The organism is Vibrio variabilis, assembly GCF_003263785.1.
Classification (GTDB): domain Bacteria; phylum Pseudomonadota; class Gammaproteobacteria; order Enterobacterales; family Vibrionaceae; genus Vibrio; species Vibrio variabilis.
In genome coordinates, this window is the sequence record NZ_JYJK01000058.1 from 15992 (window position 1) to 32150 (window position 16159).

At 48.5% G+C, this 16159-nt stretch carries 11 protein-coding genes and 4 pseudogenes; 3 read left to right on the forward strand and 12 right to left on the reverse strand.

Annotated features, from left to right (window positions below; all coding sequences use genetic code 11):
• Positions 1-101: 101 nt before the first annotated feature.
• Positions 102-1028 (reverse strand): D-2-hydroxyacid dehydrogenase, encoded by a 927-nt coding sequence (locus tag TZ48_RS08280; protein ID WP_112478823.1) that lies wholly within the window; start codon positions 1026-1028, stop codon positions 102-104.
• 65 nt (positions 1029-1093) lie between these two features.
• Here TZ48_RS08280 and TZ48_RS08285 point away from each other — a divergent pair, with 65 nt between their 5' ends.
• Positions 1094-1681, forward strand: a complete 588-nt coding sequence (locus TZ48_RS08285) for a YjaG family protein (protein WP_112478824.1) — start codon at positions 1094-1096, stop codon at positions 1679-1681.
• A 101-nt stretch (positions 1682-1782) separates the two neighbouring features.
• Here TZ48_RS08285 and greB read toward each other — a convergent pair whose 3' ends face one another.
• The 4 genes from greB to TZ48_RS08305 all read right to left on the reverse strand — a co-directional run bounded on the left by greB (position 1783) and on the right by TZ48_RS08305 (position 3188).
• Positions 1783-2262, reverse strand: coding sequence for a transcription elongation factor GreB (gene greB, locus TZ48_RS08290; protein ID WP_042503205.1), 480 nt, complete (start codon positions 2260-2262; stop codon positions 1783-1785).
• A gap of 85 nt (positions 2263-2347) precedes the next feature.
• The gene (locus TZ48_RS08295; protein ID WP_112478825.1) at positions 2348-2533 is read right to left on the reverse strand and encodes a hypothetical protein; all 186 of its coding nucleotides are present in this window, start codon (positions 2531-2533) and stop codon (positions 2348-2350) included.
• Positions 2533-2838, reverse strand: a complete 306-nt coding sequence (locus TZ48_RS08300) for a hypothetical protein (protein WP_162674521.1) — start codon at positions 2836-2838, stop codon at positions 2533-2535. Before TZ48_RS08300 ends, TZ48_RS08295 begins: the two co-directional genes overlap by 1 nt.
• On the reverse strand, positions 2802-3188 hold the full coding sequence (locus TZ48_RS08305; protein WP_112478827.1) for a helix-turn-helix domain-containing protein: 387 nt from the start codon (positions 3186-3188) through the stop codon (positions 2802-2804). Before TZ48_RS08305 ends, TZ48_RS08300 begins: the two co-directional genes overlap by 37 nt.
• A gap of 353 nt (positions 3189-3541) precedes the next feature.
• Between TZ48_RS08305 and ompR the strand changes: the two genes are divergently transcribed.
• Both ompR and envZ read left to right on the forward strand, forming a co-directional pair.
• Positions 3542-4261 carry an osmolarity response regulator transcription factor OmpR gene (gene ompR / locus TZ48_RS08310; protein WP_006071277.1) on the forward strand — a complete coding sequence of 240 codons (720 nt, stop codon included), beginning with the start codon at positions 3542-3544 and terminating at the stop codon, positions 4259-4261.
• A gap of 80 nt (positions 4262-4341) precedes the next feature.
• Positions 4342-5675, forward strand: a pseudogene (envZ, locus tag TZ48_RS08315) (two-component system sensor histidine kinase EnvZ).
• Between the two features lie 19 nt (positions 5676-5694).
• On the opposite strand, the pseudogene recG reads toward envZ, so the two are convergent.
• From recG to TZ48_RS08350, 7 genes and pseudogenes are all read right to left on the reverse strand, one after another.
• Positions 5695-7772 (reverse strand): annotated as a pseudogene (recG, locus tag TZ48_RS08320) (ATP-dependent DNA helicase RecG).
• A 169-nt stretch (positions 7773-7941) separates the two neighbouring features.
• Positions 7942-8626, reverse strand: a pseudogene (gene trmH, locus TZ48_RS08325) (tRNA (guanosine(18)-2'-O)-methyltransferase TrmH).
• Between the two features lie 63 nt (positions 8627-8689).
• Positions 8690-10807: a bifunctional GTP diphosphokinase/guanosine-3',5'-bis pyrophosphate 3'-pyrophosphohydrolase gene (gene spoT, locus TZ48_RS08330; protein ID WP_112478828.1), complete on the reverse strand. Its 2118-nt coding sequence runs from the start codon at positions 10805-10807 to the stop codon at positions 8690-8692.
• Positions 10808-10852: 45 nt separating this feature from the next.
• The gene (gene rpoZ / locus TZ48_RS08335) at positions 10853-11125 is read right to left on the reverse strand and encodes a DNA-directed RNA polymerase subunit omega (protein ID WP_006071268.1); all 273 of its coding nucleotides are present in this window, start codon (positions 11123-11125) and stop codon (positions 10853-10855) included.
• A gap of 275 nt (positions 11126-11400) precedes the next feature.
• Positions 11401-12023 (reverse strand): annotated as a pseudogene (gmk, locus tag TZ48_RS08340) (guanylate kinase).
• Between the two features lie 166 nt (positions 12024-12189).
• Complete coding sequence (locus TZ48_RS08345; RefSeq protein WP_112478829.1) at positions 12190-14976, reverse strand: response regulator; 2787 nt, start codon at positions 14974-14976, stop codon at positions 12190-12192.
• Positions 14977-15132: 156 nt separating this feature from the next.
• A complete protein-coding gene (locus TZ48_RS08350; RefSeq protein ID WP_112478830.1) occupies positions 15133-15999 on the reverse strand; it encodes a YicC/YloC family endoribonuclease in 867 nt (288 codons plus the stop codon).
• Between the last annotated feature and the right edge of the window lie 160 nt (positions 16000-16159).

The window sequence follows — 16159 nt, forward strand, 5'->3', positions numbered from 1 at the left end:
GCGGTTGAAGAGCGGTTCTATGGCCCTATGGGGAGGGCCAATGCTGATTGTTTTAAGTTGTTGACAGCGCTTGTTTTATGGGTTTTTCGAACCACAGAACCCTAATACCCACGCTCAAAATCAATCAAATTCTGCAACTGAAACCCATCACGCCAACGCAGATAGTTCTCTGCGAAAATATCCACCACCTGCTCAGGGAAGCTAATGGCCGCTATGTGAGGTGTGACGGTCACATTTGGATTACTCCAATACGGGCACTCTTGTGAGATAGGCTCATCAATAAACACATCCAAAAATGCATGTACCAAATGGCCTCGCTCCAGAGCTTGAAGCAGAGCATTGCCGTCGACGGTTTGACCTCGCCCGACATTAAAAAACAGGGCATGGCGACAGGCAGAGAACAATTGTTCATTAAAAAGGCCATCGGTGGTTGGGGTATTCGGAAGCGTATTAACGATGATGTCTGCGCTCTCAAGTGCTTTGCCCGCTTCATTGATATGGTAGGTTTCTGCAAACGCACTTTGTCTTGGTGGAATGCCGGTACGATTAACACCAATAGGAACAATGCCAAGTGCTTTCACTGTGTTGGCTAAGTGGCTACCGATGGCACCCGTACCAAAAATAACCATGCGTTTGCCGATCATCGATTGATAAGTGTGAGGCTGCCAATCACGTTTTTGTTGCTGCTGGCGGTAAAGGTCGAAATGTCGGAAATAGCCAATCGAGTAACCCAGAACATATTCACTGATCTGCTGACCAAAAATGCCTTTCACATTGGTGAGCTTGTAATCCTTGCGAAGTGACTCACCAAGCAGCGCATCGATACCTGCGTACGTAGACTGGACCCATTCTAACTCTTTAGCGTCATCCAATTGTGATGTCAGTTTTGGTGGTGCCGCTAACAAGATGGTTGCACCACCGATCTCGGTAGTGATTTCGAGATCTGGCAACTGTTTGCTTTCAAGGAGCTTTCGGTAGTGGTCATTGTTGTCCGTCACAAGTGCTAAGCGATGCTTTTGCGTCGTCATTTCTGGCTATTCCCTATCCGTTTGGTTACACTTCCGCAGACTATATTCACTACGGCAGAGCGACCATGTTAAAGAACCCTATTCAGGTACGTATCGAAAAATTTGAGCCTTGGCAGCATATCACTTTTATGACCTGTTTGTGCGAGCGTATGTACCCCAACTTCGCTATGTTCTGTGAGCAAACCGAGTTTGCTGAAGCGCGCGTGTACCGCAATATTTTGGATGCGGTATGGGAACTGCTGACGGTGAAAACCGCCAAAATCAACTTCGAAAAGCAGCTTGAGAAGCTAGAAGAGGTTATTCCGAATTCGGAAGATTTCGAGATGTACGGCGTCTATCCAGCGATTGATGCGTGTTTTGCCTTATCGACTCTACTGCACGGTTTGCTCGATCGTGATTACTTACTGGAATCGACACTTAAGATCAGTCAACAGTCTGTCGCGACCGTGGCTCAGCTTGAACAAGCCGAAACCGGTGTAGAAATCACCAATGAGAACCAAAAAGAAAACGAAGCTGTGTGTGAAGAGTGGGATATTCAGTGGGCCATCTTCCGTCCGCTACGCGATTGCACAGAGCGTGATATCGAACTGATTAAAGACTTACGTGCAGAGCTGAAAGAGCAGGGTATGAGTAATATTGGGGTAGAGATTTAAAAAGCGGACCTATGGTTCTCTGGCCCTGTGGAATGTTTATTTGATGGTGTTAAGCACACACAATCTCCCACAGGACCACAGGACCAAAGGATCACAGAACCCTACAACCCCGAATAACTAATCCGATTCACAAACCACTCTTTGATCCCTTCCGGTGTTTTCACCACAAACTCATCATCGACTTCTTTTTTAAGAATCGCACGAGCCATAGGTGCGTCAATAGAGACATAGCCTTTTGCACCGCCATAGATTTCATCAGGCCCGACAATACGGAACTGCATTACGTCGCCATCGTCATTCTCAATCTCAACCCAAGCGCCAAAAAAGACTTTGCCTTCTTGCTGTGGTGAATAGTCAACGACAGTCACTTGCTCCAAACGCTTGCGCAGGTAGCGGACACGACGGTCAATCTCACGTAGGCGTTTTTTGTTGTATTGGTAGTCTGCGTTTTCAGAGCGATCACCGAGCGATGCTGCCCAAGTCACCTTTTTGGTGACTTCAGGGCGCTCTTCACGCCAGAGGAAATCGAGTTCTTTTTTAAGTTTGTCGTACCCTTCGCGGGTGATAAGGTTTGTTTTCATAAATCCATCGAGTTGCGGATGACCGCCACCATATTGCCATGAAAACAAAAAAGCTCAATCTGGCTAACGCATCAAAATTGAAACGTTAAGAGGTCAATTCAGGTGCTCGGCGGTCTCGTTGCACTTTCTGATGATGACTCAATAGCGATAGCACTCGCCCTTCATCGTGTATTTGTTCAAAGAATGGATTGGCATCGAGTGCAGTTAAATCACATTCAAAGATACTGAGCTCGCCAACCTGGTATTTCTCAGGAATATAAATATCAGACATCAAGGTTTTCGCGTAGGGCTTGATGGCAGTAACGAAGATTTTTTCCCTTCAAATAACTGGCAAGCATGACGATGGACTTGACGATGAAGCAGTTTGTCCTGTGCTAAGTAGCTAAGCAAGCAGTCTTGGCCGTTGGCATCTTTGCCATAGACAATATGACCAACCATCGCATGTTGATGTAAAGCGACCACCACATTCACTTCTTTTACAGACATGGCAGTAATTAAGTCCTGAAAGCTGATATTGCGGTAGTGCTGCTGGGCGTATTCTATTTGCTCGCGATAGAGATAGGTAGTTGTGTCCAAGAGTAGTTGATGAACTTTTCGATTGAACAAGGATAGACGGGGTCATTGCCAATAAAGAATTCATCGTATTTTTCTACCCCTTGTATAAGTCGACGCTCTTCTTGGGTGTAGCGATAGGGCAGTTGGAAAAAGGCAGCTACGCCAGCACGACGCATTAGAGAGGGCTGTCCATTGCCGTGCTCCCATTTACTGAGCATAGGTTGGTTGACCCCTTGAAACGCTCGATGAGACAAACTGAGTGCTTCAACGAGTTCGAGTTGAGACAGGCCATTAACGCTGCGCCAGTGCTTAAGTGCGGTGGCAAAACTGTCACGGGAAAATTGTGGTTCCCATTGGGACGATATGGTCATAACCCTCTCCTTGATGTATCGAGTCCAGAGACATTACTTAGGGTATATGAGAGTACCGCTTTGGGCTGTGAAAACCCTATTACGAAGCGTTACAAAGCGTTAGCGAACGCGAGAATTATGACGCTTTGGTTAATCGTGTTTCAGAACAAAAAGTCTGGCAACATACAATAAACACCGTCCATATCACACAGAATGGTGACGAAGGCAGCTAATATAGACCATAATTAATAATCGCTAACAATTCTGCGCACAACTTTTGTCCAAGGAATGTTACATTTACCGCTGAACCTTTGGTTTGCCTCTAACGACAGCAGGCTGAAGGTGTGAATTGCTTTTTAGTGGTGGAATCGAATATGCAAGAAAATCACAAGATTTTAGTTGTTGATGACGATGCACGTCTACGTGCGTTGCTAGAGCGTTACTTATCAGAGCAAGGATTCCAAGTACGCAGTGTTGCTAACAGTGAGCAGATGGACCGCCTGTTAACCCGAGAAAACTTTCATTTGATGGTATTGGATTTAATGCTACCAGGTGAAGATGGCCTGTCGATTTGTCGTCGTTTACGTAACGCCAACAACATGTTGCCGATTCTAATGCTGACAGCGAAAGGCGATGAAGTAGACCGTATCGTCGGCCTTGAGGTCGGTGCAGATGACTACTTACCCAAACCGTTCAACCCGCGTGAGCTGCTAGCTCGTATTAAAGCGGTGTTGCGCCGTCAAACCATCGAAGCGCCAGGAGCGCCAAGCCAAGAAGAGTCTGTCGTCGAGTTCGGTGACTTCCGACTAAACCTTGGTACTCGTGAGATGTTCCGCGGTGAAGAGGCGATGCCATTAACGTCTGGTGAGTTTGCGGTGCTGAAAGCATTGGTCACCAACGCACGTGAGCCGATGTCGCGTGATAAGCTGATGAACATGGCTCGCGGCCGTGAGTATTCAGCGATGGAACGTTCTATTGACGTGCAAATTTCTCGCTTGCGTCGTATGTTAGAAATCGACCCGAGTAAGCCTCGCTACATTCAAACTGTGTGGGGTCTGGGTTATGTCTTCGTGCCAGACGGCAAAGAAGCATAATTGATTGATAAGGCTCTGGATGGATTCAGAGCCTTTTTTGTTTATTATCCTGTCTCGATCTTCGCTCCAAAGGAAACCTTATGCGCTTTCGTAGCTCCTTCACACAATCCATCCTGCTGTTTTTCTCTCTGCTGATAGCCAGCCAAGTGTTCTCCTATTACGCCGTGTACAACTATGCATTGCTGCCAAGTTTGCAGCAGTTCAACAAGATCTTAGCGCATGAGTTGGTGTTCTTCTTGGAAGACACGGAGGCGGTCGATGGGCAGATCGAAATGGATGCGCCAATGCGCCGCCAGGTATTGGCTCAATTGGGTGTGACGATCCATGCTGATGATAGTCCGATGGCCGAAGAGTTCAGCCAAGCGTTGCCGATCGATTTGATGAGTGAAGAGATGAGCGACGAACTCGAAACCGAGACTGAGGTTCGTCTGATACTTGGTGAAGAGAGCTATATTTTATGGATGCAAGTCGCCGCATTGCCAAACTCCCTAATTCGCATCCCGCTCTCTGAGCTGCAAGAAGAAGACTTTGCGCCGCTATTTCGCAATAGCTTAATTATGGCTCTGCTTGTCCTCGCTGGTGGCTGGCTGTTTATTCGCTTGCAAAATAGGCCGCTAACAGCGCTAGAGAATGCGGCGAAACTTGTGGGGCAAGGAGAAATCCCGCCGCCATTGCCAGAGAAAGGGGCGTCGGAGATCCGTTCAGTCACTCGAGCCTTTAACCAAATGGCGAAGGCATTCAAGAGCTGGAACAAGATCGCACGTTATTAATGGCTGGTATCAGTCACGATATCCGTACGCCACTGACGCGTATTCGCCTTGCCACAGAGATGATGTCGCCAGAAGACAGCTACTTGGCAGAAGGCATTATCAGTGACACGGAAGAGTGTAACGAAATCATCAGCCAGTTTATGGACTATCTAAAACCGGTTAACACTCAGTCGTTCGAACCGCTTAGCTTGAATGATATTGCCTCGGACATTGTCTCGTCTGAAGGCGGCTATGAGATCAAAATCGATTTTGACCCTATGGCGCGCATCAAAGATATTGAAGGCAGTCCCATTGCCATCAAACGTGCCATCACCAACCTAGTGGTCAATGCTGTGCGTTACGGTAATGGCTGGGTTAAGGTGACGACAGGTATGACCGTTGATAACAAACTGGCGTGGGTGACAGTGGAAGATAATGGCCCTGGTATTGAGCCAGACCAAATCAGCCGTCTATTCGAGCCCTTTACTCGCGGTGACACCGCGCGTGGCAGCGAAGGCACGGGACTGGGACTCGCGATTGTTAAACGTATTATTAGCCAACACCATGGCTCAGTGAGTATCTCGAATCGCAGTGAAGGCGGCTTAAAAGCGCAAGTAAGCTTTCCCGCAGTAAAGAATGGCAAGAATATGCTTCCTAGGACCTAGGACCAAAAAACCAGAATCCCTACGCCTTAGCGTAAAACTCTCTATCACCCAACCAGCGGTCGATAATCTTCTTCGCATTGTCCGGATATTGTTCATGAACATGACGGGCAATGCGCTGCACTTCTGGCACTAAGCGCTGGTCACGAACTAAGTCGCGATCTTAAAATCAGCCAAGCCGGTTTGTTTGGTACCAAGCAACTCGCCAGGACCTCGAATCTCTAAATCTTTCTGAGCAATGACAAAGCCGTCATTACTTTCTCTTAGCACGCCTAAGCGCTTCTGAGCCGTTTTAGACAGTGGAGAGTGATACAACAGCACACAGTGACTTGCGACGCTACCACGTCCCACACGGCCGCGTAGCTGGTGTAGCTGAGCCAAACCAAGACGCTCTGGGTTTTCGATGATCATTAAGCTGGAGTTGGGCACATCCACCCCGACTTCGATCACTGTAGTAGCCACCAAAAGATGCAGCTCGTTGTTTTTAAAGCGCTGCATTACATCTTGTTTCTCGGCTGGCTTCATGCGGCCATGCACCAAACCAATTTTAAGATCGGGGAGTTTGCGTTGCAGGTCTTCTGCGGTATCGGCAGCAGCTTGCGCTTCAAGCACTTCAGACTCATCAATCAAGGTACATACCCAATACGCCTGTTTGCCTTCATGAAGGCAGGCATGTTTGACGCGTTCAATCACATCATCACGCTTGGTATCCGGAATGGCGACCGTTTGAATCGGGGTTCGACCCGGTGGCAGTTCATCAATCACTGAGGTTTCTAAATCTGCATACGCGGTCATCGCCAGCGTTCTAGGAATGGGCGTGGCCGTCATGATCAACTGGTGTGGGTAGAATCCTTGCTTGGCACCTTTCGCACGCAGCTCTAGTCGCTGGTGGACACCAAAGCGGTGCTGCTCATCAATGATAACGAGTGCTAAGTTTTTAAACTCGACCGATTCCTGAAACAGCGCGTGGGTACCCACAACCATTTGTGCCTCACCGCTAGCAATGCGCGCGAGTTCAGCCTCTTTCGCTTTGCCTTTCTGCTTGCCAGATAGCCAGCCTACTTGAATGCCCATTGACTCAAACCAGCCGGCAAAGTTAATCGCATGCTGCTCAGCAAGCAATTCAGTGGGTGCCATCATAGCCACTTGATAGCCATGCTCAATAGCGCGTACTGCAGCCAAGGCTGCGACCAGGGTTTTACCTGAGCCTACATCACCCTGTACTAAACGCATCATAGGGATAGGTTTTTGAAGGTCAGTCTCGATTTCTAGCACAACGCGTGCCTGTGCACCTGTTGGTGAGAAGGGCAGTTGTTGTAATAGTTTTTGTTTCAGTGCTTGAGCAGGTTCAAGTGCAATAGCCGCATCTTGCTGACCTTTGCTGCGCACGGCGAGCATCGACAAGTTCTGCGCCATGAGCTCTTCAATGATCAAGCGCTGCTGAGCAGGGTGCTTGCCTTCATCAAAATCGTCGAGGTTAATGTTCGGTGGCGGGCGGTGAATAATGTGTAGCGCTTGGCTAAGCGTCATTTGCTGGTTGTACAGGCCACTGGGCAGCAGTTCGTCAACAGCGGCACCATCCATGAGCTCTAGCGCTTGGTCAGTTAAACTCTTCAGAGTCAGTTGCCTTAAACCCTCAGTCGTCGGGTAGATAGGCGTCAGAGTTTGCTCAAGCTTTGGCGTTTTCCCCTCAGCATGAAACTTGTATTCAGGATGGATGATTTCAAGGCCGTGATTGCCACGCTTCACTTCACCATAGGCGACAACAACGCGCCCCTCGGAGAAATTATTCTTCATTGCTGCGGTGAAATTGAAAAAGCGCAAGGTAATGGTGCCATTGCCATCACTGACTTTTACGGTCAGCATTTTACGACGGCCAAAGGCGACATCACTACTCATCACTTTACCCTGCACTGAGCCCCAAAGGCCTGGGTGCAGTTTGACGATAGGGTAGATGCGTGTGCGGTCTTCATAGCGATGAGGCAAGTGAAACAGCAGATCTTGCACCGAGTGCAATCCTACCTTTTCAAGTTTCTCTGCGACTTTTGCCCCTACGCCAGTAAGCGAAGTTAAAGGAATTGCCGACAGTAACTGAGCCATATTCACCATCCATCAGAGTGTTAGATGGGAATATTCAAGCATCTTACTGTCTTTTTGTACAGTTTTGATTAAAGACGATCCTAGGGAAAAGATGGTCCTAGGTTCTAGGAGTAAGAGCCGATAATCTAGGATCAAGGATCAAGGATCAAGGATCAAGGACCAAGAACCATTACTTCTTCTGCATCTCCTGCCACCACACCTCATCCGCCACAATCTGCCTTCATCATCAAGAGGTGGGTACGGCATGTTCTTCTTCTTGGCGACTTTGGCGAGAACCGGGTGGCCGCGTTCGAATAGGATGCGGTGGATGGTTTCTTCTGGTAGCGCGCTTGCCTCACGATCGTACATACCCGCAAGTTGGCGCTGTCTTTGTGCTTCGAATAGGATGAGTGCACTGGCAACCGAGACATTGAGTGACTGCACCATGCCGACCATGGGAATAATGATGTCCTGATCCGCTTCACCGAGCGCATCTTGAGTAATGCCGTTCTTCTCGCCACCGAGAATGATAGCGGTAGGTTTGGTGTAATCGATGTCGCGAAAATCGACCGCAGAATCAGAAAGGTTGGTTGCAAGAACCTGCATGCCTTGTGATTTTAGCTCGCGAACCGCTTCCGCTACTGTGTCGTGTGTCTCTACTTCCACCCAGTTGCGAGCACCGGCAGAGGTATGGCTTAAGGTGCGCATCTTCTCATCAGCCAAACGGCATGGACTTTGTGGACGCCAGCTGCATCGGCGGTACGAATTACCGCAGAGACATTGTTTGGCTTGTGCACTTGCTCGAGCAGCAAAGTCAGGTCGGGTTGACGTGCCTTGAGCACTTCCTGAATACGATTGTAGCGTTCTAAATTCATTGAGATGTTCCAAATAAAACGGGCTCGATATTCATCGAACCCGTATTAAATCAAAAAGCTGTGCTAGTTCTTACGACGTCGGACGCGAAGCGCGTGCGGCATCACGCGAATGCGCTTCATAATGCCCGCAAGGTGTACGCGATCTTTGGTTGTGAGCAATACGGTGACGGTATACAAACGACCATCACGCTCCTCGGTAGAGATACCATGGATGTTGGAGCCTGTTTTAGCAATCACATTAGTCAGCTCAGCCAGTGCACCTTGGTGGTTTTGTAGATCGACTTTCAGCTCAGCAGTAAATTCCTGCTCGAAGTCGTCACTCCACTCAACGGCCATGTACTTATCCGGCTCTTTTTGGTGACCACGCACGTTTGGACACGTCTCGCGGTGAACCACAAGGCCACGCCCCGGTGATACGTGAGCAATAATGTGATCGTCTGGGATCGGGTGACAACAGTTCGCGAACGTCAGCAAAATACCTTCCGCGCCGCGGATAGGTAGCTTTTTGCCTGTGGTTGGTACAGAGCTGGTTTGCGTCAGCTCATCGGTATCACCGAGTAGGCGACGCGCGATGACGATACTCATCAACTCGCCGAGGCCAATATCAGCCAGCAAGTCATCCACAGAGTCGAGCTTAAGATCGGTCAGCACTTCATTGATATTATCTGGGTAGATGGTATCAATAGAGTGGCGACCCAACGCGTGGTTGAGTAGGCGGCGACCCAGTACGATAGACTCTTCGCGGCGCATCGTCTTAAGAACCTGACGGATCTTAGTACGAGCTCGAGATGTCACCACATAGTTTAGCCATGCCGCATTCGGACGAGCGCCCGGAGCACTGATGATCTCAACTGTTTGACCGTTCTTAAGCGCTTTACTTAGCGGATAAGGATTGCGGTCAACGCGAGCACCAACGCAGGTGTTACCCACATCGGTGTGAACGGCGTAAGCAAAGTCGACCGCGGTTGCGCCAAGTGGCAGCTCAACAATACGACCTTTTGGGGTGAACACGTAAATTTCGTCTGGGAACAGATCGGATTTTACGTTTTCAATAAATTCAAATGAGTTACCGGCACTTTGCTGTAGCTCAAGCAGGCTTTGCATCCAGCGCTGCGCTTTAATTTGCGCCGTAGTACCAGTGCGATCGCCATTGCCTTTGTAAGCCCAGTGCGCCGCGACACCTTTATCCGCCATTTGATCCATATCTTCAGTACGGATCTGCACTTCAACGGGTACGCCGTGAGGCCCCACCATGGAGGTGTGTAGGGATTGGTAGCCGTTTGCCTTTGGTACCGCGATGTAATCTTTCATGCGGCCAGGACGAGGCTTGTACAGGCTATGGACCTGACCAAGTACGCGATAGCAGGTGTCCGCCGTGTCCACGATAACGCGGAAGGCGTAAATATCCATAATAGTGTGGAAGCGCTGCTCTTTGGTTTTCATCTTGTTATAGATGGAGAACAGGTTCTTCTCACGACCCAACACGCGACAGTTCAAACCAACCTCACCGAGGCGGCCTTCGATCTCACTATGGATACGTTGGATCATTTCCTTACGGTTACCACGAGCAGCTTTCACTACTTCTTTTAGAACGCGATAACGGTTTGGATAGAGCGCTTCAAAACCTAGCTCTTCAAGCTCGGTTTTGATGTTGTGAATACCTAGACGATGCGCAAGCGGCGCATAGATCTCTAGGGTTTCACGAGCAATACGGCGTTTCTTGTCCGGACGAAGCGCGCCCAATGTACGCATGTTATGAGTACGGTCACTGAGCTTAATCAAGATCACGCGGATGTCTTGCACCATGGCAAGCACCATCTTGCGGAAGTTTTCCGCTTGAGCTTCTTTGCGATCTCGGAATTTTAGCTTGTCGAGCTTAGAGACGCCGTCTACGAGTTCCGCGACGGTGTTGCCAAACTGTTCTTCTAGCTCTTCTTTGGTGACTTCCGTATCTTCAATGACATCATGCAACAGAGCTGCTTGCAGTGTTTCGATATCCAGACGCATTTCTGCGAGGATACGAGCAACCGCTACAGGGTGGATGATGTAAGGTTCACCGCTAGAGCGGGTCTGCCCTTCATGGGCATCTCTTGCTACCACATAAGATTGACGCAGAGCCTCAATTTGAGGCTCTGTTAGGTATTCTTGGGCAACGTCTTTAAGGCTATCGAATAGGTACAAATTATAGGCCCGAACGTCGATGGAACTCTGATTGGATAGGTCGAATTAACGGTTGTGAGCGATGCTGCTTACTGCCGCTAGTTCTGCAGCTTCTTGCTCTTGCTGCTCTTGACGCTCGCGTGCGTCTAGTACTTCTTTCGTGATCAAGCCTTCTTCGATTTCGCGTAGAGCGATAACCGTTGGCTTATCATTTTCTTCTGGCACTAGTGCATCTTTACCACCGATTTGCATCTGACGTGCGCGGCGAGCCGAAATAAGAACTAGGTCGAAGCGGTTGCCAACTTTTTCAACAGCGTCTTGAACAGTTACGCGTGCCATAAGAACTCCAATAGTTAACTAAATTTTTGATGACGAGAAAGTATACAGGCTATTACATTTAGATTCTAGATCACAAATGATCCGTTTAGCTACTGTTACTTAGGTTTTAATTGCGCGCTACCTTCGAAGTAGCACACTCGTCATCCCCTTGAAAAAGGGGATCTCGTACGGCAAGTGACTCACATTATTTGAGCGCAATACTCGCGGATAAAGATCCTCACCTTCGTGAGGATGACGGTATATTTCTTGAATTTGGTTTTTGCTAGAGGAGCAACTTACTCCGCTAATAGCGCATCCAGCATGCCTTTATATTTCACAGCTTGCTTGTCTTGCTTCAAGCGCTCAGCGCGCAAAATCGCTTTAAAATCAACAAGTGCGCCATCAAAGTCATCGTTGACGATAACATAGTCGTACTCGTTGTAATGTGACATTTCTGATTTTGCTTCGCTCATGCGTTTTGCGATCACTTCATCGCTGTCTTGACCGCGCACGTTTAGGCGACGCTCAAGCTCACTGTTTGAAGGCGGAAGAATAAAGACGCTTTTCGCTTCTGGCATCTGCTCGCGGATCTGACGCGCGCCTTGCCAGTCGATATCTAGGAAGACATCAATGCCTTTCTCAAGCGTTTCTTCAATCCACAGGCGAGAGGTGCCGTAGTAGTTACCGAACACTTCGGCATACTCAAGGAATGCGCCTTGCTCAATCAGTGATTCAAACTCTGATTTTTCAACAAAGTGGTAGTGCACGCCATCTTCTTCACCAGGGCGCATGCCACGAGTGGTGTGAGAAACGGAAACCTTCATTGCGTAGGTTGGGTTTTTTCCAACATCGCCGAAATTAGGCTCGATTTACCAGCGCCGCTTGGTGCCGATACGATATACAGGGTGCCTTTACCAATCATTTGTCAGTGTCCGCATTCTTGGGTTGAAGGAATAGAAGCCGGTCGGTGCCTTCTTCTATTTTAGATAAAACACTGGTCGAAGTGCTGAAATTTCGGCCAGAAAAATGGAGGCGAAGAGTATCACAAACCTAGATGCAGACTCAACTGTCTTGTGGATAACGTGCTAAGCAGACTGGCGCGCGGTGGTGAGCCATTTCTCCAGTGTCGCGAGGAGCATTTTTGAGTTAATGGGTTTGGTGACATAGTCATCCATTCCGACGTCTAGGCAGCGCTCGCGATCCCCTTGCATAGCATTAGCGGTCATCGCAATGATAGTGACATTGGGGTCAACGACCTTGCTCTCAGGCTTGCGAATCATAATGGTGGCTTCAAAACCATCCATGACGGGCATTTGGCAATCCATGAAGACGATATCAAACGTGCGCTCTCGGAGAATATCAAGAGCTTGCTGACCATTTTCTACAACATCGACGTTAACCTTAAATTTGGAGAGCAGCGATTTCACCACCACCTGGTTTGTTTTCATGTCATCGACGACCAATACATGGGCATTAAACTCTGGCGCTTGTGTCGGCGAGTGCTTGGTAATGAACAACATACTTTGATCATCGATCCCATCAAGCGCGGCAACGCGAGACAATACATCGAATAGCTCGGCTTGTTGTGTCGGCTTGGTAAGGTAGGCGCTAAAGCCGTTGTCCTTAACTAGCTTCATATCGCCGCGCTGCACCACAGAAGAGAGCATCACCAGCCTAGTTGAGCGCAGATTCACGTCTGCTTTGATGCTACGCGCCAGTTGAATGCCGTTAATCTGTGGCATTTCATAGTCAAGAATAGCGATAGAGTAGGGCGCGCCGCTGTCGTGTGCTTTCGCGAGCATAGACATCGCTTCTTGGGCAGATCTGGCCTGCTGATATTCAATAGACCAGTTAGAAAGCAGTTGCCCCACCAATTGAAGATTGATCGGGTTGTCATCCACCACCAAGATACTTTGCTGCATGAGATCGCCTTTGGGGGCGTAGTGAACATCTTTTTCAGCGAGATGAGGCAGAGGCACTTCGAACCAGAACGTAGACCCTTTGCCAACTTCACTATGCACGCCAATCTCACCACCCATAAGCTCGACCAGCTTTTTGCTTATCGATAACCCTAAACCTGTACCGCCATATTTTCGGGTAGTCGAACTGTCGGCTTGAGTAAACTTATCAAACAGCTTGTCTTGATGGGCTTTTTCGATACCAATTCCCGAATCGACCACTGAGAACTTCACCCTGTCGATATGCTCATCTTTTGATTGGACAGAGACATAGACGGCAATTTGGCCTTGCTCGGTGAATTTTACGGCGTTACCAATCAGATTGACGAGGATTTGTCTAATGCGCCCAGGATCGCCAATGTGCCATTGAGAGAGCACTGGATTGGCAGGGCAGATTAACTCCAGTTTCTTCTGAGAGGCACCCAAGTAGAGCGTCGCACCAATGTCTTCGATAAGCTCAACGAGGTTAAACTCGAGTTGCTCCAGGTCGATTTTGCCCGCCTCAAATTTAGAAAAATCCAGAATGTCATTGATGATAGCCAGCAGGGATTCCGCACTGTCTCGTGAGGTGCGGGCAAGCTTGAATTGCTGCTCATCCAATTCCGTATCCAGGAGAAGATCGGTCATACCAATCACGCCATTCATTGGAGTGCGGATCTCGTGGCTCATGGTGGATAAAAACTCGCTCTTGGCACGCGCTGCCGACTGCGCTTGCTCGGTCGCCCGTTGCAGTTGTTGGTTATGTTCGAGCATTTGCTGCTCTTTGTGGGCAAGCGAGCTTGCCATATGAATAAATCCCGTGCTTAAGCGGCTGATTTCATCGGTTTGATTAAAGTAGCTTTGGGGGAGTGATATTTTGTAATCGCCCTGTCCAACATGTTTGGTGGCATCCAGAAGTGTTTCTAACCTCTGTACCAGTTGCCTCGACATCAAGAGTAGTATCACCAAAAAGGCGATGGCCATCGCTAAACCAACTGCACCAATGACCAAGTCGCGGTTGGTGCTCTGTACCGTTTGGAACGCTTTTTGAAATATTTGTTGATTCTGCTGATCAAGGATCGCTTTTATACGGTCTATACGCTCGGTTGCGAGAGGAAACCAGTAATCCGGTGTGATGCCGCTAAGCGACTGAGTCAGTTGCCCTTCGGTGACAAATTCCGACTCAATCTGGTCGATGATTTGGTGGGTTTCCCAGTTGATAATCGGGCTATAGAGCGACTCGGGAGCGCGCTGCTTGAGTAACCTCAAATTCCAATCGAAGCTTCGGATGTAAAAGCCAGTATCGATCATCTTATCATTCGATATCTCTGCATCAGGCGAGGCAAAAATGCCATTGAGAATACCCCTTGATTGTCCAGCGCGCTCTTTGAGCCAGAGTAGATTGATGTGGTGGAGCAAATCATCGACAAGATCGGGTGATTCTATCGTGCTGATGATGCCATCGTAGATCGTTAATGCTTGCTCAATCAGTCCCGAGTAGTGCTTGAAGGAGTACTCGCCAACGCCGTGGTCAACGAAGTCTCTCACCATTGATGTGTGCTCAATCGCCCGAGCGAGGAGTTGTTTTTGCTCATTAAACTCTTGTTCAATCTCGGGATGTTGGATGGATAAGTTGCGCCACTGCTCGCTCGCCTTGTCTGCTTCTGCTCTCGCCGCGAGTAATTTTTGCCGGATGCTTTCATCTAGGTTGGATTTATACCCTTCGGATAGGCCACGCTCGACAGCAAAATAGTGGGCAATGCTATCTAGTGATTGAGCGACATTGAGAAGTTCGATGGTCTTTTTGGCTTCGGCATTTCTCTCCATGAGCGAGTGGAGAACTTGATAGCTCATCGTCAAAACGACAACAAGTAACCCTATTACAATCAGAGTTGTTTTGGTTCTGAGGGTTAGATTACGTATTGCCGCTGGCATCCATGCCCATCCTGTTGCTTAGCGTATTTCAGCAGTATAGAAGATGAACGGTGGGGTTCCTATATTTTACTTTTGATGATTCGGATGCTGTTTTTGAGAGCCCAAATGAGGCACAAAAAAAGCAGGCCTAAGCCTGCTTCATGTACAATGATTGCACTATTCAATGTTCTGAATTTGCTCACGCATCTGTTCAATCAACACCTTAAGCTCAACGCCTGATGCGGTGATGTCGGTGCTAATCGACTTAGAGGCTAGCGTATTCGACTCGCGGTTGAATTCTTGCATCATAAAGTCAAGACGACGACCCACGGCGCCACCTTTTTTCATGATGCTGTTGGTTTCTTTAACGTGAGAGTCTAGGCGGTCTAGCTCTTCTGCTACGTCAGATTTTTGCGCTAGAAGAATCAGCTCTTGCTCAACACGAGAAGCGTCTAGCTCGATTTTAGCTTCTTCAAATTTGCCCAGTAGACGTTCGCGTTGCCATTCAATGATTTCTGGCATGCGAGCCCGAACTTTCACGACTTCTTCAGTAATTGCATCAAGACGCTGGATGATCAGCGCTTTCATGTTCTCACCTTCACGGCCACGTGCTTCAATGAAGTCCGTTAGTGCACCTTCAAAGCCATCTAACAGCGCTTTGTTAATGGTGTCCATGTCCTGTTCAGGTGTTTCCATCACACCTGGCCACTGCATCACTTGGAAAGGGTTGATACGGCTCTCTTCGCCAGTTAAAGCCATGACTTGATTCGCAGCACCAATCACTTGCTTGGCCAGTGTTTCGTTGATATTCAGTTCGCCTTTCGCAGCAGGGTTTGCTTCAAAACGCAGGTGACACTCAACTTTACCGCGTGCGAGACGCTTACGAAAACGCTCTCGAAGTACAGGCTCTAGACCACGGAACTGCTCTGGAAGGCGGAAGTATGTTTCGAGATAACGTTGGTTTACAGAGCGGATTTCCCATACTGCGCTACCCCAGTCACCTTTGACCTCTTTGCGCGCGTACGCAGTCATGCTGTAGATCATGAAATGATTCCTTTGAATTCAGTAAGTGTGTTCAAACTGCAACCATGGTAGCACAGTCTAGAAAAGAATGGTTCTAGGAAAAGATGGTCCTAGGTCCTTGGCGGTAACGTATCTATCTTCTACCAAGAACCAAGAACCAAGAACCAAGAACCAAGAACCA

Excerpts from the sequence above, each read along its gene's own strand:
- TZ48_RS08280 (WP_112478823.1), bottom strand. The coding sequence starts at position 1,028 with ATGACGACGCAAAAGCATCGCTTAGCACTTGTGACGGACAACAATGAC.
- TZ48_RS08285 (WP_112478824.1), top strand. The coding sequence starts at position 1,094 with ATGTTAAAGAACCCTATTCAGGTACGTATCGAAAAATTTGAGCCTTGG.
- greB (WP_042503205.1), bottom strand. The coding sequence starts at position 2,262 with ATGAAAACAAACCTTATCACCCGCGAAGGGTACGACAAACTTAAAAAA.
- TZ48_RS08295 (WP_112478825.1), bottom strand. The coding sequence starts at position 2,533 with ATGTCTGATATTTATATTCCTGAGAAATACCAGGTTGGCGAGCTCAGT.
- TZ48_RS08305 (WP_112478827.1), bottom strand. The coding sequence starts at position 3,188 with ATGACCATATCGTCCCAATGGGAACCACAATTTTCCCGTGACAGTTTT.
- ompR (WP_006071277.1), top strand. The coding sequence starts at position 3,542 with ATGCAAGAAAATCACAAGATTTTAGTTGTTGATGACGATGCACGTCTA.
- rpoZ (WP_006071268.1), bottom strand. The coding sequence starts at position 11,125 with ATGGCACGCGTAACTGTTCAAGACGCTGTTGAAAAAGTTGGCAACCGC.
- TZ48_RS08345 (WP_112478829.1), bottom strand. The coding sequence starts at position 14,976 with ATGCCAGCGGCAATACGTAATCTAACCCTCAGAACCAAAACAACTCTG.
- TZ48_RS08350 (WP_112478830.1), bottom strand. The coding sequence starts at position 15,999 with ATGATCTACAGCATGACTGCGTACGCGCGCAAAGAGGTCAAAGGTGAC.